The organism is Marinobacter sp. CA1, assembly GCF_020546665.1.
GTDB lineage: Bacteria > Pseudomonadota > Gammaproteobacteria > Pseudomonadales > Oleiphilaceae > Marinobacter > Marinobacter xestospongiae.
Window position 1 is genome coordinate 4,700,009 of the sequence record NZ_CP071785.1, and the last position, 21,794, is coordinate 4,721,802.

Below are 21,794 nucleotides of genomic sequence, written 5' to 3' on the forward strand. Positions count from 1 at the left end.
CTTTCCTCCCGGCGTCCCGTTCAGCCGGCCAGTGTCCCGGCTGGTTGGTATCACCGATGTTCGATGGATGCGGCCAGGGCCTCAAGCTCGGCGGCGTCCAGCTGGTCCAACAGGGCGCCGCGGAACTGCCGGTTGATGAAGCGCTCGCTTTCCTGCTGGATCGCCAGCCGTTGCTCAGGTTTCTCGATGTAGTCCATGGCGCGAAACAGTAGGTACCGAATCGTCATGTGGGAGATTTCCAACACGGTGGCCTGTGGTAGCCGGCTGGACACCAGGCGCAGGTTGAGGATGTCCTCCGCCATCTCCCGGGCGCTGGCATCAAGCTGGTTTTCCAGGGCCCGCCGCAGCAGCGGTGACGGGCCGTACAGTTCCCGCACCGCCACTGTGGTGGCGGCCCGGTTCTCCAGAAAGTAGCGATAGACGAAGCTGACGGTACTGGCCACCGCCTGGTCGGAAGTGTCCGCAACGTTGCGCAGTTCCCGCACCCCCGTTTTCAGCTCGTCGGCAATGTAGCCCAGCACCTGCAGACCCAGTTCGTCCAGGTTGCGAAAGTGCCGGTAGAAGGTGTTGGGGTTGAGCCCGGCTTCCCGGGCCAGCTCCCGCAAGCCCAGGGAAGTCAGGCTGCGACTTTCGGTCGCCAGCTTAAGGGCGGCCTGGATCAGTTTCAGTTTGCCTGCGCTCATCACGCTCATTGGGACGCCTTACCGTCATTCAGGGCCAATTGACCGCTGTTCGTGAACTTGAAGTATACAGTCGTCTACTTTCGGGTGTATACATTTGTCTACCGACGGACGGGCGCCCATCGTAGCCAGTCCAGCATGCCAATAACAATCGGGTTGCAACAGGAGTGGGAGCATGAACGACAACACACAGATCGCCATCATCGGTACCGGCTTTTCCGGGCTGGGCATGGCCATCCGGCTCAAGCAGGCCGGCTACAGCAACTTTGTCATTCTGGAACAGAGTGACGACGTGGGCGGCACCTGGCACGAGAACCACTACCCGGGCTGTGCCTGTGACGTGCAGTCGGCGCTGTATTCCTTCTCCTTCGAGCAGAACCCGAACTGGTCCCGGATGTTCGCACAGCAGCCGGAGATCCAGGCGTACCTGCGTCACTGTGCCGAGAAGTATGACTTGTTGCCCCACATCCGTCTGAACACCCATGTCGCCGGTGCCCGCTACCAGGAGGGCCGTCAGCAGTGGACCCTGGAAACCTGCGACAGTCCGGCACTGTGGCAGTACATGCAGGCCCGGGGCATCAAGCCGGGTGATGAGCTGGACCGCAGCGACGACCAGTTGCCGGCGTTCCAGACCCTGACGGCCCAGGTGGTGGTATCCGGCATGGGTGGTCTGAGCACGCCGGCCTACCCGGAGATTGCCGGCATCGAATCCTTTACCGGCAAGGCGTTTCACTCCCAGGACTGGGACCACGATTACGATTTCCGCGGTAAGCGGGTGGCGGTGATCGGTACCGGTGCCAGTGCCATCCAGTTCGTACCGGAAGTGGCCCGGGACGCGGCCCATCTGGATCTGTACCAGCGCACACCACCGTGGATCATGCCCAAGCCGGATCGGGCCATCTCGCCGCTGGAACGGGCGCTGTTCCGGCGGGTACCGCAAACTCTCAATGCCCTGCGCAACAGCATCTACTGGTATCTGGAAGCCCGGGTGTTGGGCTTTGTCGGCAATCCCCGCATCCTCAAGCTGGGGGAGCTCCAGGCCCGTCGCCACATCCGCAGCCAGATCAAGGACAAGGCACTGCGCAAGAAAGTGACCCCGGATTTCCACTTTGGCTGCAAGCGGGTGCTGATCTCCAACAACTATTACCCGGCGCTGGATCAGGACCATGTTGACGTGCTGACCGACGGTATCCGTGAGGTGCGGGGCAACGTCATCGTCGACAATCACGGCGTCGAACGGGAGGTGGACTGCATCATCTACGGCACCGGCTTCAAGGCCCAGGACCCGATCCCCCGCGGCATGATCTACGGCCGTGACGGCCAGGACCTGCTGGATGCCTGGCAGGACGGCGCCGAAGCCTACAAGGGCACCACCGTGACCGGCTTCCCCAACCTGTTCCTGCTGATGGGGCCCAACACCGGTCTGGGCCACAGCTCCATGGTGTACATGATCGAATCCCAGGTGCAGTACGTCATCGCGGCCCTTGAACAGATGGCGCACCAGGGCTGGTCCAGTGTGGAAGTGAAGGCCGACAGCCAAAGCCGTTACAACGCCTCGATGCAGGCCAGGCTGGGGGATTCGGTGTGGCAGACCGGCTGCAAGAGCTGGTACGTCAACGAGAATGGCAAGAACACCACGCTGTGGCCGGGCTTCACCTGGCAGTTCCGCCAGCAGACCCGGTCATTCGATGCGGCCCAGTACCGCTGCCAGCCGCTTACCGCAAACGCTCCCGAAGCGGCACCAGTACCAGCCTGATTTCAGGTCTTTGTTCCCTTGCATGTTGGAACATTGCGTTGCCGGGGCTTTGCCCCGGCTTTTTTACGCCTGTGGTAAGCTTGTGGGCCTGATCCTGCCAACACGCGCGCTACCATGTCTTTTGATACCACAGCACACAATCGCCAGCGGTTCTGCTTCGACGGCGTCGAGTCGGTGTGGCTGTTTGGCTACGGCTCGCTGATCTACAAGGTGGATTTTCCGTACCTGGAGCGGCGGCCGGCCCATATTGAGGGCTGGGTGCGGCGATTCTGGCAGGGTTCCCATGACCATCGGGGCACCCCGGAGGCTCCCGGCCGGGTGGTCACGCTGATACCGCAGGCCGGCGCCCGTTGCCTGGGCATAGGCTACCGGGTGGCCCCGGCGGTGTTTGAACAGCTGGATGTGCGGGAGAAGAACGGCTACCTGCGGTTCCAGACGCCGATGACGTTTGCCGACGGCACCCGTGAGCAGGGCCTGGTGTACATCGCCACCGAGGACAACGCGGCCTTTCTGGGACCGGCGGACGATGAGGCGATTGTCCGCCAGATCGCCTCGGCTCATGGCCCCAGCGGCGCCAATGCCGAATACCTGCTCAACCTGGCCGCGTCTCTGCGGCAACTGGGGGACGACGATCCCCACATATTCACTTTGGCCGGCCTGTTATCGACGGTCTGAGCACCGTCAGCCCCTTCCCGACGCCATCCGATACTGTGACGGCGTGACGCCAAAGCGTTTGCGGAACGCCCGGCTGAACTGGCTGGGGTCGCCAAATCCACAGGCCAGGCCAACCGCGGTGATCTTGCTGCCCGGTGCCTGCAGCAGTCGTCGCGCTCGCAGCAGCCGCTGTTCCTGAATGTACTGATAGGGCGCGCAACCGAATGTGGCCCGGAACAGGCGGGCGAAGTGATAGGGACTGAGGTTGACCCAGCCGGCCAGGGTGGCCAGCGTCAGCGGCTGGTCCAGCTCGGCATCGATACGATCCTCCAACAGCCGCCGGTAACGCCGCGACAGCTGTCCCCGCACCTCCGGGGTGGCGCGCGGGGCGATGGCGTGGCGGCTGACCACCTGCACCAACAGCCATTGCGCCAGATGCTCCATCGCCAGTGCCTGCCCGGGCGCCTGCCAGTCGGTCATCGCCAGCAGCTGGCCAGCCTGGGCCAGCAGCGGGTCCTCGGCGTGGTAGCGTTCCTGCAGCTGCAGGTGACCCGGTTCGCAGTCCCAGGTCTGTTCGGCGCACTGGGCCAGGTCCCGGTCGTTGAAGTACAGGTGAACAAACTCGAACTGTCCCGAAATCCCCCAGGTTGAGCGACTGCCCGCCGGCAGCAGACACACCGCGCCGGAGAAGCCCCGGCTCACGGCGTGGCCGTTCACCAGCCGGCTGGCCCGGTCGCCGTGGCTGGTGTAGATGCTGAGGACGTGATGGCGGGGCCGTTCATAGTGCACCTGGCCCTTGCGGTTCTGCCACTGGGCCAGGGTCTGGCCACGGTCCAGCTCCAGCAAACGCTGCTGGTCGAGTCCGGCGGAACGCAGGACGTCGACAATGTCGAGCCGGGAGCTGGCTGGTGCCAGGGGGGAACAGGAATGGTCTTGCATAGCGGAGCCTCCGCAAGAATCATCCACGGAACCGCAGGATCTGACAAGCCCCGGGGATATCGGCGGTCGTAGACTGGCGGATTAGCCGTTAGGAGTGCCTGCCCATGCCCATCGCCCTGCATTATGGTTTGACTGTGTTGATCTGGGGTCTGACCTGGACCGCGATCCGTCTTCAGGTGGAAACCGCTGCCGTTGACCTGGCGGTGTTCTATCGATTCGTGATGGCGTCGGTGGTGGCCCTGGGGGTATTGGCGCTGTTGCGCCGGCTGCCGCGCCTGAGCCTGCGGCAGCATGGCTGGCTGGTGCTGCAGGGGCTGACCTTGTACAGCATCAACTTTCTGCTGATCTACCGGGCGGCGGAGACCATGACCAGCGGTCTGCTGGCGGTGGTGTTTTCCCTGGCGGCGCTGTTCAACGCCTTCAACGGCTGGGTGATCCTGCGGCTGCGACCGACCCGGCGACTGTATCCTGCGGTGGCGCTGGGCGTGACCGGGGTGGCGCTGTTGTTCTGGCATGACCTCAGCCTGGGCAATGCCACTCTGTCGAGCCTGCTGTTCGCCATGGCCGGAACCTTCTGGTTCTCTCTCGGCAACCTGATCAGCGTCAAGGTGCGGATGGCGGAGGTGCCGCTGCTGCCGGGCAATGCCTGGGCCATGGTCTACGGCGCGCTGCTTCTGGGCGGTTGGTGCCTGGTGCAGGGGGTGGAGTGGGTTGTACCGACCTCCACCACCTTCTGGGGGGCGACGGCCTTTCTGGCGATACCCGGGTCGATCGTGGCGTTCTACTGCTACATTACCGTGATACAGACCCTGGGGGCGGACAAGGCGGGCTATGCCACCGTGCTGTTCCCGGTGGTGGCGCTGTCGGTGTCGACCTGGCTGGAAGGCTTTGAATGGACCACCCCGGCCATCGCCGGCGCCGCCCTGGCGCTGCTGGGTAACTGGGTGCTGTTCCGTAAATCCCCGTAGGTTCAGGTGCGTACGGACAGACGACAGGCAAGCCAGTAGCATGCACGCTTTAACCTGAAGGTAACCCGACCGATGTTTGCCGAGTTCTTCTCGACCTACCTGAGCAGTACTGTCCGATTCGTCTTTCTGCTGGCGCCGTTCTTCGTGGTGACCATGTTCCTGGCGTTGACCCGGGGCCAGCCCGTGGCTGAGAAGAACTCCATTATCCGGCGGGCCACCGTGGCGGCGCTGGTATTGGGGCTGATCCTGTTTTTCGCCGGCCCGGTGCTGTTCAATGCCATTGGCATTACCCTGAACTCGTTCCGTATTGGTGCCGGCTCGCTGCTGTTCCTGACCGCGATCAGCCTGGTCAACAGCGGTACCCGCAATCACGCTACCGGGTTGCCCCAGGAAGACCGCGACGACATCGCGGTGGTGCCGATGGCGATTCCGGTGATGATCGGTCCGGCCACCATCGGTGCCATTCTGGTGTACGGCGCGGAACTGAAATCGGTGCCGGAAGTGGTGGGTGGTGTGCTGGCCCTGGTGACGGGCCTGCTGTTGCTGGCGCTGTTGCTTTACCTGTCCGGCTACCTGGAGCGGATGCTGGGCAAGACCGGTCTCAACATCCTGTCCAAGGTCAGTGGTCTGATTCTGTCCGCCATGGCGGCGGAAATCGTGCTGACCGGCATCGCCGGCTTTATCAAGTCGGCGGGGCTGGTCTAGCCGACCAGTTACCCCTCACCGACTTTCCATCATCCGTTAGCCATCCCCGCAGGGGCCTATAGCCCCGGTGCTCAGCCGGACGCGCCGTGATACTCACTGTCGGCGATGTAGTGGCTCTCGGCCCTGGCCTTGCGGCGATGCTGCAGGCCGATCAGGATCAGGGGCACCACGATCATCGTGCTGCCCAGCACGAACCAGGCGTCCGGTACCTCGCCGAACCAGATCCAGCCAATCGCCACCGCCCAGATCAGCCCGGTGTACTCGGCACTGGTGACCTGGTTGGCGTCCACCTGCTTGTACGCCAGCAGCACGGTGACGTTGTAGCCAAGGATAAACAGTGACGACCCCAGGGCACTGACCAGGATGGAAGGATCCCACTCGGCACCTTCCACCAGCGTCAGCACCGCAATGGCCGGCAACACCATCAGGTAGGTCAGGAACAGCTTGTGGACCGTGCTCTGGTCGCTGGGCAGCTTGCGGACCATCAGCGCGTTGATGGCAAGGGCGGCGGCAGACCCCAGGGCCGCGATAGCGCCCCAGTTGAACTCCATCGGCCGCAGGATAACGATGATGCCGAGAAATCCGCTGATCACCGCAACCACGCTCAGGGCGGTCAGCTGCTCCCGGAATACCAGCACCGACAGCACCATAACCAGCACCGGCGCGGCGTAGAAGATGGCATTGGCGGTGGCCAGGGGCAGGGCGCCGAGGGCCACGATCATGCAGAGGATGCCGCCGAGGTGGATATGGGCGCGGACAAAATGCGCCCGCCCGCCTTCAAACAGTTTGCGGTGGTTGATCTGCTTCCACAGCGGCAGCAGGAACAGCAGGGTCAGCGCACAACGCAGGAACGCGAACTGGAAAACCGGCGCGCCGGGCTCCAGCAGCTTGATGAAAACGTCGGAAATCAGAGCCAGGGCGTTGCCGATGACCAGGAGCAAGATGGCACTGCTGACGGTCTTTCCGGACATGATCGTTCCTCCATGATGGGGTGGCGGGTGAGCCTCTGAGTGCGGTGACGCTCGAAGCGCTGAGGGAGACAGTGTAGGGTGGGGCTGTCATTGGATAAAATGATGTTTATTGATCTGGTATTAGGTTTTTAGATAATGAAGCTGCCTCCCCTCAAAGCCCTGCCGGTGTTTGAAGCCGTCGCCCGACTCAACAGTTTTTCACTGGCCGCGGAGGAGCTGGCGGTGAGCCAGAGTGCGGTCAGTCACCAGATCAAACAGCTGGAGACGTATCTGGGGGAGAAGCTGTTCCTGCGCAGTGGCCGTCAGTTGACCCTGACCGAGGATGGCAAACAGTACCTGGAGGCCGTGGGATCGGCGTTGTTGCAGATTGAACGGGCCAGTGAACAGATGCTGGGACGGGAGGAATCACGGCTGCGGCTGGCCTGCTTCAGTTCCTTTGCGGTGCGCTGGCTGATACCGCGATTGCCGGATCTGCAGCGGGCTCAGCCGCAACTGGACCTGGCGCTGGAGATGACGATCCAGAACCCGCAGCTGTCCGACCGGGTGGCGGACTGCTTCATCACCATTGATACCTCATCATCGGCGTTCAGCTACGAGCTGCTGTACAAGGAGCGGCTGTTTCCGGTGTGCAGCAGCGACTACTGGCAGCGGATCTGCCGGCAACTGGGGCTGGACCGGCAAGCGGGCGAGGACCGCGAGGGTCTGGCACCGGAGCAGCTGGCGGCCTTTCCGCTGCTGTCGACGCAGACCATCTTCAACCGCCAGGCCGGCGACTGGCAGGCCTGGTATGACGTCGCCGGCATGGGCATTCCCGGCAACGCCCGGATTCAGCATTTCAGCCACATGCTGCTGGCCCTGGAGGCCGCCCGATACCACCAGGGCATCGTCCTCACCAACGATTACATGCTCAGCACCCTGGAGGACGCCGACGATTTCGTGCGGTTGCCCTGCCACCACGTCATCACCGGCGACCGCTTCCACTTTGCCTGGAAGACCAGCCGGCGGCGGGAGCAGGGCATTCAGACCCTGCGGCGCTGGCTGGTAGAGCAGGCTGAGGCCGACGGTCTGCGGTGACCGTCATGCCGCCGCTGGCATTGGTGGCGCCGGGCTTTCTGCGGTTTTTCAGCGAGCTGGAACGATCATTACCGGAGCTTTACCGCACGGTAACCGTGGCGATGGCGGCAACCTGCTACCTTGAGGCCTTTCCGAATTCTGGCCTGCCGGAGGTCACCATGCCACCCCATTTGCGCCACTGCCTGGTTTGCCCACTGTTGCTGTTGCTGTCGTTGCCCGCCCTGGCCCTGCAACCGGGGCTGGCGCCCCCGGCGCCCAGTCTGCCGCCCGGGCTCCAGAAGGCTGCGCCCGGCGGTTCGGATGCCCAGGGCTGGACGCTGGAGCCGCCCCCGGAGGCCGGTGACAGCCTGCCGGATCACCTCTACCGGGGCGGCTACGTTCTGGATCTGGATGACCACCACCAGCGGGTGGCGGTGGAGGACCGTATCTACATTGTGTTGCGGGATACCCGGAAGATCCTCCGGGTGGTGGATCGGTAGACCGCGCTATTCCTCTTCCCGTGGTGGCCGCTCCACCACCTGTCGCTTGCCCTTGGCGCAGCGGGCCAGTTTCTTGATGCCCTCGGCGTCGAAGGCATCCACCCGAATCACGTCGTAGAGCGCTTCCAGCGCCTCCAGCAGCAATGCCTGCTCGTCTTCGCGGATGATGTTCTGGGCGAGTGCCCAGTCCACCAGTTCCTTGCGCTGGTGCCCCATCAACAGCGCAATGGCATCCAGTTCGTCTTCGTTGCGGCCGCGAATGGCGGTGTGGAGACGTTCACGCATGTCGTGGGTTTCGTTGGCCAGGCGATAGGCGTTGAGCACCCGGCCCAATGAGTCCTCCGGACTGTGGTTGACGTAGCAGCCCTGCGCGAGCCGCTGCCGCAACGGGGTGTCCCGGACAATGCTGGCGGCAACGTCGGTGCCGAGTTCGTCCTCCGGCCCTTTGTTGCCGATGGTACCGAGGGGGAACACCAGCAACCGCAGGGGCCAGCGCAGCAGCGGCACCGGGTAGTTGCGGATCAGTTCGTGCATCTGCCGCTGCAGGTCCCGCAGGCAGGTTTTCAGGCCCCAGGCCACCAGCGGGCGCTGGTCCGGCGGGTAGCCCTCTTCGTGCCACTGCTTGATGATCGCGGAGGCGTAGTACAGCTGCACCAGGCAGTCCGCCATCCGTCCCGACAGCCGCTGGCGGGCTTTCAGACCGCCGCCAACGCTGAGCAGGGTGACGTCGGTCAGCAGCGCAAAAGCCGCTGAGAACCGTACCAGCTGTCGGTAGCAGGGCTGGATATCGCCCTGGCTGGGGACAGACTCCAGGCGGCCCCAGGTCAGCGCCGAGACGAACGCCCGCAGGGCATTGCGGGTGGTGTGGGCAATGTGGCGATAGAACACGCCGTCGAAGTTGCGGACTGCCTGCTGCTGGTCGTCCAGACCGGCGGCCTCGATCTCCTCGACAATGTAGGGATGGCAGCGGATGGCGCCCTGGCCGAAAATCATCAGGCTGCGAGTGAGGATGTTGGCGCCCTCAACGGTAATGCCAATGGGTACAGCCTGATAGGCGCGGGCCAGGAAGTTGCGGGGACCGGTGATGACGCCACGACCGGCCACTACGTCCATGGCGTGGTTGATCACCTCCCGCATCAGGTCGGTGTTGCGGTACTTCAGCACCGCCGACGGTACCGACGGCCGTACCCCCCGGTCCAGCATGCCGGCGGTGAGACGACGGGCGGCGTCCATCATGTAGCTGTACCCGGCAATCGGCTCCAGGGCTTCCTGGACCCCTTCAAACTGGCTGATGGAGCGACCGAACTGTTCCCGCACCAGGGCGTAGGAGCCGGTGGCCAGGCAGGCCACCTTGCCTGCCCCGGTGCCGAGGGCGGGCAGTGAGATGGAGCGGCCGATGGAGAGGCACTCCAGCAGCATGGTCCAGCCCCGCCCCAGCATCGCCTGGCCGCCGATGATCTGGTCCATGGGAATGAAGACGTCGTTGCCCCAGGTCGGCCCGTTCATGAACACCGTGTTCATGGGCAGGTGGCGGGCGCCGGCGTTAACGCCGTCCAGATCCTTGGGCACCAGCACGCAGGTGACACCGATTTCTTCGTCGCCTTCCAGCAGACGCTCCGGATCGTAAACCTTGATGGCCAGCCCGATCAGCGTCGCAACCGGCGCCAGGGTGATGTAGCGTTTGTTCCAGGTGACCTTCAGTCCCAGCACTTCCTCGCCGTTCCACTGACCCTTGCAGACAATGCCCTTGTCGGGAATGGCGCCGGCATCGGAGCCGGCCACCGGCGAGGTGAGGGCAAAGCAGGGGATGTCCTTGCCGCTGGCCAGGCGCGGCAGGTAATGGGCCTGCTGCTGCTCGGTACCGTATTCCATCAGCAGTTCACCGGGGCCGAGGGAGTTGGGCACCATTACGGTGACGGCGGCGGACACGCTGCGAGTAGAAATCTTCATCACGATTTCGGAGTGGGCGGTGTGGGAAAAGCCTTTGCCGCCGTGCTCCCGTGGAATCATCAGTCCGAAGAATCCGTTGTTGCGGATGAACTTCCACACCGGTGCTGGCAGGTCATAGTCCTCATGGGTGATGGACCAGTCATTGAGCATGGCGCAGAGCTCTTCCACCGGGCCATCGAGGAAGGCCTGCTCCTCTTCACTGAGGTGACCAGGCTGGGCATCGAGCAGCTTTGACCAGTCGGGCCGGCCGGAGAACAATTCGCCATCCCAGTCCACGGTGCCGGATTTCAGCGCTTCGGCTTCGGTGTCCGAAAGCTTCGGCAACCTGCTGCGGACCCAGCACAGCAGTGGCCGGCTGATGCGTTCACGGCGTTGCTCCCCGGGGAACAGCACCACCAGGCTCAGCGCCAGCAGGCCACCTCCCAGCAGGATGCTGAGCAGGTGCCAGTGATCGCAGATCACCCCCACCAGGGTCGCCACGCTCATCACCACGGCGGCGGTGGTACCTCCGACGCCGAGGTAAACCAGTACCAGGATGCTTAACAGCAACAGCACAATGCTCATCCGGAATCTCCTTCTTCGGGTTGTCGCACAGCCACGTTGTCGTTCATTCGGCCGGTTGTTTCAGTTTGGCAGGGCTTGCTTGCAGCCTGTCATCACTCCTTTATTAACCCGTGACGGAGGCGTGACAGGCTGCGGTCGGGCTCAGCGGGTCTGTATGTTGCCCTGTTCGTCGGAGATGACGATTTCTACCCGGCGGTTCTGCTGGCGGCCGCTGGCGTTGTCGTTGCTGGCCTTGGGGTAGGCCTCGCCGAAGCCGCGGGTATCAATGCGGCCCGGGCTCACGCCATTGGCTGCCAGGGCATCCCGCACCGAGCCGGCCCGGTTCTCCGACAGCCGCTGGTTGAAGCCCTCGTCGCCGGTACTGTCGGTGTAGCCTTCAATCAGCACCCGGCGTTCGGGATAGGCTCGCATAAATTCCGCCAGCCGGTCGATGGTGCGTTCCGCTGCCGGCTTCAGGTCGGCCTTGCCCACATCGAACAAAACATCGCCCAGGGTCAACACCATACCGCGCTCGGTCTGTTCGGCCTGCATGGCTTCCATTCGCCGCCGCAGCGCTTCGGCTTCCTCGGCGCTGCGTTGCAGTTCCGACTGTTTCTGCGCCAGTTCCAGTTCCTTGCGCTGCAGTTCCAGCTGTTTGCGGCGTTCCTCGGCATTGGCCACTTCCGCCTCCAGCTCCGAACGCAGGCCCTGTTCCCGGGCGATCTCGGCATGGCGCAGGGCCAGGTAGGCGCGGTGCTCAACGCTGGAGGTGTCGGCATCGTCCTCCAGCAGGGCCTGGGCCTCCTCCAGGTTTTTGCGGGCACTGCGCAGCTGGGTGGACGCGCTGCGGGCCACCGCCGGGTCGTTCTTGATCTGGTCGTAGAGAATCTGCGCCTCGTCGACCACAGGGTTCTGCTTGGGCGCGCCGGCACAGCCGGTCAGCAGCACCAGGGCACCGAGGGTGGCGCTGGTGATCAGAGTACGTAACGTCATGGTTGGATCTCCTGTTCCGGTGCCTACTGAGCAGCCTCGTTCATCTGGGTCCGCAGGGACTCGATGTTGCGGTTGATCTCATCCACCGCCTGGCGGGCCTTGGCGGTTTCCGAGCGGGCGCCGGCGAGCTGGGCATCGACTTCGGCCTGATGCAGCAGGCGGCGGGCGCGATCATGCTCTTCCCGGTCCAGCAGTTCGCGAGCATCGGCGATCTTGTTCTGGGCCTGGTTGAGCAGCACCGGCTCGTACTGGCGGGCCTGGGAGGCCTCGGCCTGTTCGATCGCCGAGGCGGCGGACAGCAGTTCGGAATCCGGACGGGGCCCGGGACCCGCACAGCCGGCAAGGACGACAGTGCAGCCCAGTGCAAAGGCCGCGGGCCTGAGAGTTCGGTAGGCGTTCATGGGGCGACTCCTTGTTGCGATGTAAGGAACCGTGACCACCACTCGCCGTCACCGCAGCGCGGCGACGACGGACTGAACAGGATGACGGGTCTTTCTACTATAGCAGCCCGTGTTTGTAATGCCCGGTTATAGCAGACCCGCGCTGAACACCAGCCCCAGGGTGATGGGCATGACCGCGAGGCTGCCGAGGTTGCCGATCAGCACCAGCGAGGCGACCCGGTGGGGCTCCTGACGGTACTGTTCTGCCACCATGTAATTGAGCACCGCCGGGGGCAGCGCGGCGAACACCCACAGGGTGGCGATCTGCAGTCCCGGCAGGGTCATCATCTCGATCAGCGGCCAGGCCAGGATCAGACCGCTGGCGGGGCAGGCGATTGCGCCCACCAGTCCCAGTTTCCAGTCCGAGAAGTCAACATCCAGCATGCGGATGCCGAGGGTAAACAGCATCAGCGGAATACACACGCCGCCCAGCATATTGAGGGATTCGAGCATCCAGGACGGCAGCGCCAGGCCGCTGAAGTTCACCGCCAGGCCGGCGATGCTGGCCAGCACCACCGGAATCTTCAGCAGTTTGCGCAGCGGCTCGTGAGGGTTGAGCATGTGCAGGCCGACGGTAAAGTGCAGCAGCATCTCGACGATGAACAGCACCACGGCGGCCGGCAGCGCGGCCTCACCAAACGCCAGTACCATCACCGGGATGCCCATATTGCCGGAGTTGTTGAACATCATCGGCGGCAGGAAGGTTTTGGGGCTCAGCCCCAGTACCCGGCACAGCGGCCACAGCAGCAACCCCGAGCCCAGCACCACCACCGTGCCGGCCAGTGCCAGCCAGCCATAGTCCTGTAACGGTGCCTGCTGATCCGCCAGAACCGCGAACACCAGCATGGGCACGAATAGCTCCATGTTGAGGGTGTTGATGCCCTGGATGTCGGTGCTGCGAAAGCGGCCATAGAGCGTGCCGCAACCGGTGATCAGGAACACCGGCAACAGGGTGGCAAGAATCTGGGTGAGCATGGAGTACTACCATTAATTGTTGGTGTTGTAGGGAAAACTCTTAGCTTCGCAACTGTTGCCGGGAGGGGCAAGCCCGGAGATGGCGACCTGCCACCAAGGTCGAAGTCGCGGCGTGGTAAGGTGTCAGCAGATCCAGGCCACAGGAGATGCTGGCTACAGGAGCTACATCGTGGCGCAGAAGGTGATACTGAGGGGAAACAGGGGAGACACCGAGAGTGACCAAGAGAATGACGCAGGATGCTAACAGCGTGTCCACCGCCACGTTCGATTCCGTGGTACCCCGTGCCGGCAGTGGCGCGGTCAAGTACGACGCCCGCAAGGCGGTGTTTGGCACCGACCAGGTGATTCCGCTGTGGGTGGCGGACATGGACTTCGCCACCCCGGCGGCGATCACCCGGGCACTGGCGCAACGGGCAGAGCACCCGGTGTATGGCTACTCGATGTTTCCGGAGAGTCTTTACCAGGCGATGATGGACTGGTTCCGGGAGCGTCATCATTGGTCTATTGAGCGGGAGTCGATTGTGCTGGTGCCCGGGGTGGTGCCGTCCCTGCACGCCGCCTGCCTGGCCTTTGCCGGGCCGGGTGAGGGGGTGATTATCCAGCCACCGGTGTACCCGCCGTTTTACAGTGCCATTGAGCAGACCGGTCGGCGGGTGCTGGAGAACCCCTTACGGTTGCAGGACGGTCACTACCAGCTGGATCTGGCGCACCTGGAGCACTGTGCCGCTGACGCCCGGCTGCTCCTGCTTTGCTCCCCTCACAACCCGGTGGGGCGGGTATGGCAACCGGAGGAGCTGGACGCCATCCTGGCCATCGCCCGGCGTCACCAGTTGGTGGTGCTGGCCGATGAGATCCATGCCGATCTGGTGTTCCCGGACAGCCATCGCCATACCCCGCTGGCATTGCGGGCGGGAGCGGAGGATGCCCTGGTGACGGCGGTGGCTCCGAGCAAATCCTTCAACATTCCCGGACTGGGGCTGTCGGCGCTGGTGGTGCCGGATCGTGACCGCCGCCAGGCGCTGGCGCGGGAGTTCGACCGTCTCCATGTTCGCCACTGCAACCCGTTCAGCGCCACCGCGTTCGAGGCGGGGTATCGCCATGGCGGGCCCTGGCTCGATGCCCTGCTGGACTACCTGCAGGGCAATCGGGACCGGGTCTGTGAGCGGTTGGCGGCGGTGCCGGGCATCACCGCCCACTGTCCACAAGGAACTTACCTCAGTTGGCTGGATTGCCGGGATCTGGGGCTGGATGATGCGGGCCTGAAGCGCTTCTTCATTCACCAGGCCGGTCTGGGCCTGAACCCGGGCCGCAGTTTTGGTGCCGCCGGCAGCGGCTTCATGCGGCTGAACCTGGGCACCTCCCGGGCCCAGCTGGACCAGGCCCTAGACCAGCTGGCGGCGGCGCTGGCGTCTTAGAACCTGACCGGAGACTAGTCCGCCAGTTCGGCGGATTCCGGGGTCTGGGCCTCGGCGCCGATGTGGTAGGCGGCAAAGCCTGCCATCACCACCTGATCAACCGCCATGCCGATCACCCGGCCATCCCGCGGCGCACGGATCGGGTGCTGGGCGTTGGTGATGGGGTCGGCGACGTAACCCAGTACCTGGCCCTGGCTGATGGTGTCCCCCAGCTCCACATCGCTGAACAGGATGCCGCCGTGCTCCGCCCGAACCCAGAATGAGTTGTAGTACACCGGTTCAGGCTCACCCCAGACAAACATCCGCGACACCATGCCCTGTTTTTCCATCAGGCTGTTGAGGCTGTGCACACCAGCGTTGATCTGGTGTTCCTGGATACGCAGGGATTCCCCCGCTTCCAGCGTCACCGCCTTGATACCGGCGTCCACGGCGGCGGTGCGCAGCATGCCGTCGGAACCTGAGGAGTGCACCACCGCCATGCGATCAAAGCCGCGAGTGAAGTCCGCCACGTCGGGGTTGTTCATGTCTGCCCGCAGCTGTGGCAGGTTGGTGCGGCGCAGGGAGCCGGTGTGAATATCCACCAGCATGTCGCAGTGACGAATCACCTGGTTGAACAGCGAATGGGCAATGCGGTCCGCCAGGCTGCCGTCGGTGCTGCCGGGGAAGTGCCGGTTGAGGTCGCGACGGTCCGGCAGGTAGCGGGTGCCGCGTTGGAAGCCCTGTAGGTTGACGATGGGAATGCCGATCACCCGGCCTGACAGGGACTCCGGGTCAAGGTCATAGACGGTGCGGCGGACGATCTCGATGCCATTGAGTTCATCGCCATGGATGGCGCCGGTCAGGCACAGGTTGGGGCCCGGGTTGGCGCCGTTGACCACCAGCACCGGCGTGGGCTGGGACAGGCCGGCAATCTGGATGCCCGGTGCCCAGGCCAGGCGGGTGGAGGTGCCGGGCAACACCTCGGCGTTGAGCAGGGTGAGGCTGGTGGCCTGGGCCGGTTCCGGTTCCGGTTCTGGCTCGGGGGCCGGCGTCTCCGGCTCCACCGTGGCGGTATCGGGGGTGGCAGTTTCGGCTGGCTGGTCAGCATCGGTGGCCGTTTTGGCTTCCCCGGTGTCGCTGGTGGCGGTCGCTGGGGCGGTTTCCGCCTCCGGGGCCGGCGGTTGCACTTCCGGCGGTGGCGCTACTTCCTTGAGGTCGATGTTGGGGGCAATCACCTTGCTGCTGGTGTTGCCATTCTCGCTCTGGGCATCGGATGAGGCGTCGCCGGTCCCGGCCGGCGTGGTCGTTGCGTCTGCCTGAGCGGCATCGGTTTCCGCCTCCGGTTCAGCGTCTGCCTTGGGAGCTGAGGCCAGCGGCTGTGACTGCTCGATGTCGGTTACATTCTCGTCCTCGGCGATGTCCTCCACCTCGAGGGTTTCGTCCGGGCCGCCGGTGGTTTCGGCATGCAAACTGGCTGGCGCCAGCGCGGCCAGGCTCAGCCAGGTGAAGGACAGCAGCGGTAGCAGCGGGTGTCGGGTCATGTGTAACGACGTGCTCCTGGAAAGTCGATGGGTTGGGTGATCCGGTTCTCAGCTTTCCTAGCATAGTGAAGCCCCATGACACTGGGTATGGGGCTAACAGAATGGTAACAGCGGCACTGCCCGGTGATCGGGGCTAGCGCAGCTGCCAGATCTCTCCCTGCTGCTGTACCCGGCCGTCGGCCACCAGTTTCTCCAGATGCGCCAGCAGCGAGCGTGCGGCCAGGCCGTGGATGGCCGCGGGCACGTCGTCGTAGGCATGGGGTGTTAGTACCTTGAGGGTGCCGGGGCCATGATGGTGCAGCGCCTGGATGACCTTATGTTCACGACTGAGGCGGTGGGTGGTGAGGAAATCGATCACCACCGCCGGGTTGCCCATCAGGAAACCATGGCCCGGAGCGATGTAGGCCAGATCCTCCTCCAGCAGACGGGCCAGGGACGTCAGGTAGGCTTTCATGTCGCCGTCGGGGGGATTAATCACCACCGTCGACCCCTGCATGATGTGGTCGCCGGAGAACAGCAGGCCCTGCGACTCCAGCAGGTAGCACAGGTGGTTGGAGGCGTGGCCCGGGGTGTGCAGCACTTTCAGTGGGCCGGCGCCGGTGGCCAGCTGGTCGCCGTCACGGGGTTGCCACTGGGGCTGGAAACTGGCGTCCTGGCTGGCGCCGGCCGGTGCCGGGTAGCCCACCAGGCGGGCGCCGGTGCGCTCGTGCAGCACCTTCGCGGCGGGAGAGTGGTCAAGGTGAGTATGGGTCACCAGTACCTGGCGGATCTGGCCGTCGGTCACCGCCAGCAGCCGCTCCAGGTGGTCGTCCTGCGCCGGGCCCGGGTCAATCACCGTATAGTCCCCCGGCTGGCCCAGCAGGTAACTGTTGGTTCCCGGCCCGGTCATGACGCTGGGGTTGCCGGCGGTCAGGCGATAGACACCGTCCCCGATGGCCACCAGTTCGCCCGGCTCGATGGTGGCGGAGGCATGGCCGAGTCGGTCCGGGTCCAGCTTGCGAACCTGGTCGTAGGCCGGGGTGCCGCTTTCCACCATGATGGTGCGGTCGCCTTTGCGGGCGGGCCAGGCACTGTCATTGCTGGCGGCCGGTGGATTGGCGCGGGCGTAGGCGATGGCGTCGTCGGCGCTGGCAAAGGCGCACAGTTCCCGCAGGGTCTTGAGGGTGGGGGCGCTGAACAGCCGGTCGCCACGGCGATGGTTGGCCAGTGCCTGGTGAGGGTCGAGCCAGAGGTGATCGATGGTTTCCGCACCGTCGTGCCGGGCCGCCTGCGCCGGTGCCCGGGCCAGGAAGAAACGGGTATCGAAGCGCCGTGGCGCCCCGGCCGGGGTCACCCAGTGGCTCAGGTAGGCCAGGCGGTCCAGGGGCAGTGACAACGCCAGGTCCTGGCACAGTCGGGCAAAATCCAGCTCACCGCGGCAGACTGCCTGGCGCCGGCTCAGGGCCTGCTGGTAGCGGTCGGTCGTCAGCGGCTGGCCCTGGCGGTCGGTGGCCAGCAGTACGCCGGCCTCCTCGAAACTTTCGCGAATGGCCGCGATCAGGTAGTCGGCGCCGCCGCCGTCCAGGCTCATGGTCTGGTTGATGGCGGTGTCGTCGTAGCCTCCCGGGGTGTGGTTACCCAGGTGATGGTGGTCGGCGCGGTCGCTGTCATCCACCGCGCCCCCGGGAAAAACGTAATAGCCGGGCAGGAAGGCGGCATCCCAGCTGCGTTGCAACAACAGGACTTCCAGGCCTGTGGGGCCATCCCTGAGCAGCGCCAGGGTGGCGGCCGGTCGAATATCCATGGGGTTCTCTCTATTTTTTTGCCGTCCGAACCGGAGCGGCACAGCTTTTGTTTCTTTTGTTATGGGGAGCTTCTGATTGACTCCTGGTCCCTGTTTTACCACAACCATCATCGGGGTGGGCAGGGTGAACCCGGGCGGGGGGCAGGGTATGATGACGTCTTTCCCGAGCAAGCGACGAGGATGGCCGTGGCCCGTATCCAGCTAGAGTTTCCCGACGACGTATTCAGCTTCGAGACCGCCATGCCGGTGCGCATCACCGACATCAATGGTGCCCGTCACCTGGGCAACGACGCCCTGATTTCCATGCTGTCGGAGGCCCGGGCCCAGTTCCTGGCTCACCATGGCATTGAAGAAACCGACAACCAGGAGGTGGGCATCATCGTGACCGACCTGGCGACCATGTACCAGGCCGAGTCGTTCTTCCCGGAGATGCTGCGGTTCGAGGTCGGGATGATGGATTTCAACCGCTACGGTGGCGACATTGTGTTCCGGGTCAGCAAGCGGGAAGGCGGCGAGGCGGTGGCCCTGGCCAAGTACGGGTTTGTCTTCTTCGACTATGGCGAGCGTCAGGTCACGCCGATGCCGGCCTGGTTCCGATCCCGCTTTACCGCGCTCTAGTCCGCTATCAGGTGGCCGCTGAGCCGGCGGTGCGGGCCGTCAGGGCGTTCAGTCCGGCGCGGTAGAACTGATAGGCCATCAACCCCGCCAGCAGGTTGCCTGCCAGAGCCCCGGTCATCAGGCCGGTGATGCCCGCCAGCTGACCACCCAGCCACAGCAGCGGCAGGAAGCACAGGAACAGGCGTAGGGTGGACACCAGCAGCGCCCGCATCGCCAGTCCCAGGGCGTTGCACACCGACACCATCAGCATGCAGATGCCCAGGCCGGCGTAGCTGAGCGGCACCCGCACCAGATAGCTCTGCAGTACCGTCTGCACGCTGGTATCGCTGCTGAACAGTTGCGACACCAGCCCCGAGGCGGCCAGCCACAGCACCCCGATCACCAACTGCCACACCACCACAAAGCGCACCGCCAGCCGCACCAGGCGCCGGATCTGCTCGAGGTCACCGGCGCCCAGCAGTCGGCCGATCATCGGCGGCATCGACATGGTCAGCGCCAGCACCACCACGATGGAGAAAAACTCCAGCCGCGTGCCCAGCCCCCAGGCCGCCACCGCGGAGGCGCCAAACCCGGCCACCAGGGCGGTGGCCAGCATGGCGGCCAGCGGCGGCATCAACTGGCTCACCATCGCCGGAGCCATGATGCCGCCAAGCTGGCGCAGGGCGTTGGGCAGCGACAGACCGGCGAGGTCGAACCTCAGCCAGCCCTGGCTCAATAACCGGGGGTAGATGGCCAGACAGCCGATGGCAAAGGCGGTGACCGTGGCCAGGGCGGCCCCCGGCAGGCCCCAGCCGAACACGAAAATGAACAGTGGATCGAGGGCGATGTTGAGCAGGCTGGTGACCATCATCATGATGCCGGGCAGCTTGGTGTTGCCGTGGGAACGGCAGACGCTGTAACCGAAGTACAGCATGGCCCCCAGCCAGGCGGACAGCAGCCAGGGCAGCCAGTAATCACGGATCAGTGGCAGCAGGTGGGCGTCGGCCCCCAGCAGCGTCATGATCGGGTTTCGTACCAGCCACAGGGCCAGGCACAGCGCCAGTACCATCACTGCACCGACCACCACCACCAGACCACCCAGGCGCTGGGCCCGGGCCTCGTCGCCAGCCCCCAGGGTGCGGGAGATGATGGCGGTGGTGGCAATCCCCAGCCCCACCTGCAGGCCGATGACCAGCTGCTGCATCGGCAGGGTGAAGCCCAGGGCTGCAAGAGGATCACGACCGAGCTGGCCGATGAAGGCGCTGTCCACCAGCTGGAACGTCATCAGCGACAGTACGCCGAACAGCATCGGCCAGGTCATGGAGAACAGCTGTCGGGGCAGACTTGCGTTGGAGGGCATGGTCACGGGAGTACGGCCGGTGGCATTAAGAAAGGGGCCATTATAGGGAGCGAAACGCCAAATGCCGAATCCGGCGGGGCGGCGTTTGCCAGGTGCGGGTGGGTGGCGTCCCTGCCGACTGATGGCCAGCAGGGACGGGGTATCACAACGCCTTGAGGGCGGCGTCGTAATCCGGCTCGTTCTTGATCTCTGACACCAGCTCGCTGTGCAGCACCTTGTTGTGCTCATCCAGCACCACCACCGCGCGGGCGCAAAGCCCGGCCAGCGGACCGTTCTGGATCGCCACACCGTAATCCTGCTGGAAGCTGTAGTTGCGGAAGGTGGACAGGGTAACCACATCCTTCAGTCCCTCGGCGCCGCAGAAACGGGCGGCGGCAAAGGGCAGGTCGGCGGAGACCACCAGTACCACAGTGTTGTCCAGGCTGCTGGCCTTTTCATTGAACTTGCGGGTGGAGGCGGCGCAGACGCCGGTGTCGAGGCTGGGCACGATGTTCAGGACCTTGCGCTGGCCGGCGTAGGCGTCCAGCTTGACCTCCTCCAGGCCCTGGCTGGTGAGGGTGAAGTCGGGCCCGGTATCGCCCGGGGTGGGGAAACTGCCGCTGATGTCCAGCGGATTGCCGTCCAGTGTTACGTCGCTCATGGGAGGCTCCCTGTAGCTGAGTGGTGACCCCGCGCGGGGCCGTTGGCTGAGACTCCCTTACTTGTAGCCCATCGCCGCCGGTTCGTCACCCCTGCTGGTCAGTTTGTGCGGCCTCAGCCCTGGGCTTCCGCTGTCGGCTCGAAACCTGGGGCGGGGAATCGCTGCACCAGCAACAGGTACACCACCAGGGCCGCCAGTGCCGCGATGGCGATGATCGAGGCCATCACCAGCGAGGTGCCGGTGTGGAGATGGCCGACCAGAGCGCCGACGCAGGCGGCCACCGTCATCTGTACGAAACCGAACAGGGCGGACGCCGATCCCGCCATACGGGGGAAGTTGGCCAGCGCTCCGGCCATGGTCTGGGGCAACACCATGCCCACCCCGGTCATGAAGATGGCCTGGGGGATGATCACCGCCCAGACGTTGAACACTTCCGCCATCGCCAGGCCGGCCATCAGCGAACCGCCGGCGACGGCGATCCCGAGCCCCCGCAGCAGCAGCTGGTCCGGCACCAGGCGATGGCTCAGGCGCATGGCGGTCAGGTTGCCGGTGATGTAGCCGGCCACCATGAAGGCGAAGAACAGGCCGAAGTGCCGTGGCGACACCTCCAGGAAGTCGATCAGCACGAATGAGGACCCGGACAGGAATGCGAACAGGCCGGAGAACACCAGGGCATTGGTCAGGGTATAGCCGAGGAAGCTGATGTCCGAGGCGATGCTGCGGTAATTGTGCCAGAGGCTGCTCAGCCGCAAGGGTTGGCGGTATTCCGCTTTCATCGGTTCGGGGATGCCGAAGGCCACCACCATCGTCATCACCAGGGCATAACCGGCCAGGGCGAGGAAGATGGAGGCCCAGCCCAGGGTGTCGAGCATCAGGCCACCGAGAGTGGGAGCAATGGCCGGTGCCAGCGCCATGATGCTGGCCAGCAGTGCCATGATGCGGGCGGCGTCCCGGGGAGCGTAGATGTCACGAATGGCGGCACGGCCCAGCACCGGGCCGGTGGAGCCGCCCAGGGCCTGGAGGAAACGGCACAGGGTCAGGGTCTCGATGTTGGTGGCCAGGGCACAGCCCAGGCTGGCGCCGGCGAACAGCACGAAGCCGGCAATCATCACCGGTTTGCGACCGAACCGATCCGCCAGCGGGCCACACAGCAACTGGGCCAGGGCAAAGCCGGCCATGTACACGCTGAGGGTGAGCTGGACCTGATCGGTACCCGCCGCCATGGCCTCCCCAAGGGCGGGCAGCGCGGGCAGGTACATATCGGTGGCCAGGGGACCGAGGGCCACGGCGGCGGCCAGCAGCACGGTAGTCCAGACGCTGGTAAGTGCGAGCATGGGTATCCTGAATAGCAA

Annotated in this window: 20 protein-coding genes; 8 read left to right on the plus strand and 12 right to left on the minus strand. The window is 64.7% G+C overall.

Annotation, left to right across the window (positions count from 1 at the left end; genetic code table 11):
* Window positions 1–50: 50 nt before the first annotated feature.
* Window positions 51–692 carry a TetR family transcriptional regulator gene (locus J2887_RS21550; protein ID WP_227173176.1) on the minus strand — a complete coding sequence of 214 codons (642 nt, stop codon included), beginning with the start codon at window positions 690–692 and terminating at the stop codon, window positions 51–53.
* Between the two features lie 163 nt (window positions 693–855).
* Here J2887_RS21550 and J2887_RS21555 point away from each other — a divergent pair, with 163 nt between their 5' ends.
* Both J2887_RS21555 and J2887_RS21560 read left to right on the plus strand, forming a co-directional pair.
* On the plus strand, window positions 856–2,436 hold the full coding sequence (locus J2887_RS21555) for a flavin-containing monooxygenase (RefSeq protein ID WP_227173177.1): 1,581 nt from the start codon (window positions 856–858) through the stop codon (window positions 2,434–2,436).
* Window positions 2,437–2,550: 114 nt separating this feature from the next.
* The gene (locus J2887_RS21560; RefSeq protein ID WP_227173178.1) at window positions 2,551–3,111 is read left to right on the plus strand and encodes a gamma-glutamylcyclotransferase; all 561 of its coding nucleotides are present in this window, start codon (window positions 2,551–2,553) and stop codon (window positions 3,109–3,111) included.
* Window positions 3,112–3,117: 6 nt separating this feature from the next.
* Here the strand turns inward: J2887_RS21560 and J2887_RS21565 are convergent, their stop codons facing one another.
* Window positions 3,118–4,029 (minus strand): helix-turn-helix domain-containing protein, encoded by a 912-nt coding sequence (locus J2887_RS21565; RefSeq protein ID WP_227173179.1) that lies wholly within the window; start codon window positions 4,027–4,029, stop codon window positions 3,118–3,120.
* Window positions 4,030–4,133: 104 nt separating this feature from the next.
* Here J2887_RS21565 and J2887_RS21570 point away from each other — a divergent pair, with 104 nt between their 5' ends.
* Both J2887_RS21570 and J2887_RS21575 read left to right on the plus strand, forming a co-directional pair.
* Window positions 4,134–4,997 carry a DMT family transporter gene (locus J2887_RS21570; RefSeq protein ID WP_227173180.1) on the plus strand — a complete coding sequence of 288 codons (864 nt, stop codon included), beginning with the start codon at window positions 4,134–4,136 and terminating at the stop codon, window positions 4,995–4,997.
* A gap of 72 nt (window positions 4,998–5,069) precedes the next feature.
* On the plus strand, window positions 5,070–5,702 hold the full coding sequence (locus J2887_RS21575; protein ID WP_227173181.1) for a MarC family protein: 633 nt from the start codon (window positions 5,070–5,072) through the stop codon (window positions 5,700–5,702).
* Between the two features lie 71 nt (window positions 5,703–5,773).
* On the opposite strand, the gene J2887_RS21580 is transcribed toward J2887_RS21575, so the two are convergent.
* A complete protein-coding gene (locus J2887_RS21580; protein WP_227173182.1) occupies window positions 5,774–6,673 on the minus strand; it encodes a DMT family transporter in 900 nt (299 codons plus the stop codon).
* 135 nt (window positions 6,674–6,808) lie between these two features.
* On the opposite strand from J2887_RS21580, the gene J2887_RS21585 reads away from it, so the two are divergent.
* A complete protein-coding gene (locus J2887_RS21585; RefSeq protein WP_227173183.1) occupies window positions 6,809–7,747 on the plus strand; it encodes a LysR family transcriptional regulator in 939 nt (312 codons plus the stop codon).
* A 5-nt stretch (window positions 7,748–7,752) separates the two neighbouring features.
* Window positions 7,753–8,226 (plus strand): hypothetical protein, encoded by a 474-nt coding sequence (locus tag J2887_RS21590; protein WP_227173184.1) that lies wholly within the window; start codon window positions 7,753–7,755, stop codon window positions 8,224–8,226.
* A gap of 6 nt (window positions 8,227–8,232) precedes the next feature.
* Here J2887_RS21590 and J2887_RS21595 read toward each other — a convergent pair whose 3' ends face one another.
* From J2887_RS21595 to J2887_RS21610, 4 genes are all read right to left on the minus strand, one after another.
* Window positions 8,233–10,740, minus strand: coding sequence for an acyl-CoA dehydrogenase (locus J2887_RS21595; RefSeq protein WP_227173185.1), 2,508 nt, complete (start codon window positions 10,738–10,740; stop codon window positions 8,233–8,235).
* Between the two features lie 141 nt (window positions 10,741–10,881).
* Entirely contained in the window at window positions 10,882–11,712 is an 831-nt protein-coding gene (locus tag J2887_RS21600) for an OmpA family protein (RefSeq protein ID WP_227173186.1), read from the minus strand.
* 23 nt (window positions 11,713–11,735) lie between these two features.
* Complete coding sequence (locus J2887_RS21605) at window positions 11,736–12,113, minus strand: DUF4398 domain-containing protein (RefSeq protein ID WP_227173187.1); 378 nt, start codon at window positions 12,111–12,113, stop codon at window positions 11,736–11,738.
* 126 nt (window positions 12,114–12,239) lie between these two features.
* Entirely contained in the window at window positions 12,240–13,127 is an 888-nt protein-coding gene (locus J2887_RS21610) for an AEC family transporter (RefSeq protein WP_227173188.1), read from the minus strand.
* A gap of 227 nt (window positions 13,128–13,354) precedes the next feature.
* Between J2887_RS21610 and J2887_RS21615 the strand changes: the two genes are divergently transcribed.
* Complete coding sequence (locus J2887_RS21615) at window positions 13,355–14,542, plus strand: MalY/PatB family protein (protein WP_227173189.1); 1,188 nt, start codon at window positions 13,355–13,357, stop codon at window positions 14,540–14,542.
* 14 nt (window positions 14,543–14,556) lie between these two features.
* On the opposite strand, the gene J2887_RS21620 is transcribed toward J2887_RS21615, so the two are convergent.
* Together J2887_RS21620 and J2887_RS21625 are read right to left on the minus strand one after the other, a co-directional pair.
* A complete protein-coding gene (locus J2887_RS21620; RefSeq protein ID WP_227173190.1) occupies window positions 14,557–16,062 on the minus strand; it encodes a succinylglutamate desuccinylase/aspartoacylase family protein in 1,506 nt (501 codons plus the stop codon).
* Between the two features lie 133 nt (window positions 16,063–16,195).
* Window positions 16,196–17,845 carry an MBL fold metallo-hydrolase gene (locus J2887_RS21625; protein ID WP_227173191.1) on the minus strand — a complete coding sequence of 550 codons (1,650 nt, stop codon included), beginning with the start codon at window positions 17,843–17,845 and terminating at the stop codon, window positions 16,196–16,198.
* A gap of 186 nt (window positions 17,846–18,031) precedes the next feature.
* Here J2887_RS21625 and J2887_RS21630 point away from each other — a divergent pair, with 186 nt between their 5' ends.
* Window positions 18,032–18,463: a thioesterase family protein gene (locus J2887_RS21630; protein ID WP_227173192.1), complete on the plus strand. Its 432-nt coding sequence runs from the start codon at window positions 18,032–18,034 to the stop codon at window positions 18,461–18,463.
* Between the two features lie 7 nt (window positions 18,464–18,470).
* On the opposite strand, the gene J2887_RS21635 is transcribed toward J2887_RS21630, so the two are convergent.
* The 3 genes from J2887_RS21635 to J2887_RS21645 form a co-directional block, all read right to left on the minus strand.
* The gene (locus J2887_RS21635; protein ID WP_227173193.1) at window positions 18,471–19,802 is read right to left on the minus strand and encodes an MATE family efflux transporter; all 1,332 of its coding nucleotides are present in this window, start codon (window positions 19,800–19,802) and stop codon (window positions 18,471–18,473) included.
* A gap of 142 nt (window positions 19,803–19,944) precedes the next feature.
* The gene (gene tpx / locus J2887_RS21640; protein ID WP_227173194.1) at window positions 19,945–20,442 is read right to left on the minus strand and encodes a thiol peroxidase; all 498 of its coding nucleotides are present in this window, start codon (window positions 20,440–20,442) and stop codon (window positions 19,945–19,947) included.
* A 113-nt stretch (window positions 20,443–20,555) separates the two neighbouring features.
* Window positions 20,556–21,776, minus strand: coding sequence for a multidrug effflux MFS transporter (locus tag J2887_RS21645; RefSeq protein ID WP_227173195.1), 1,221 nt, complete (start codon window positions 21,774–21,776; stop codon window positions 20,556–20,558).
* Window positions 21,777–21,794 lie beyond the last annotated feature (18 nt).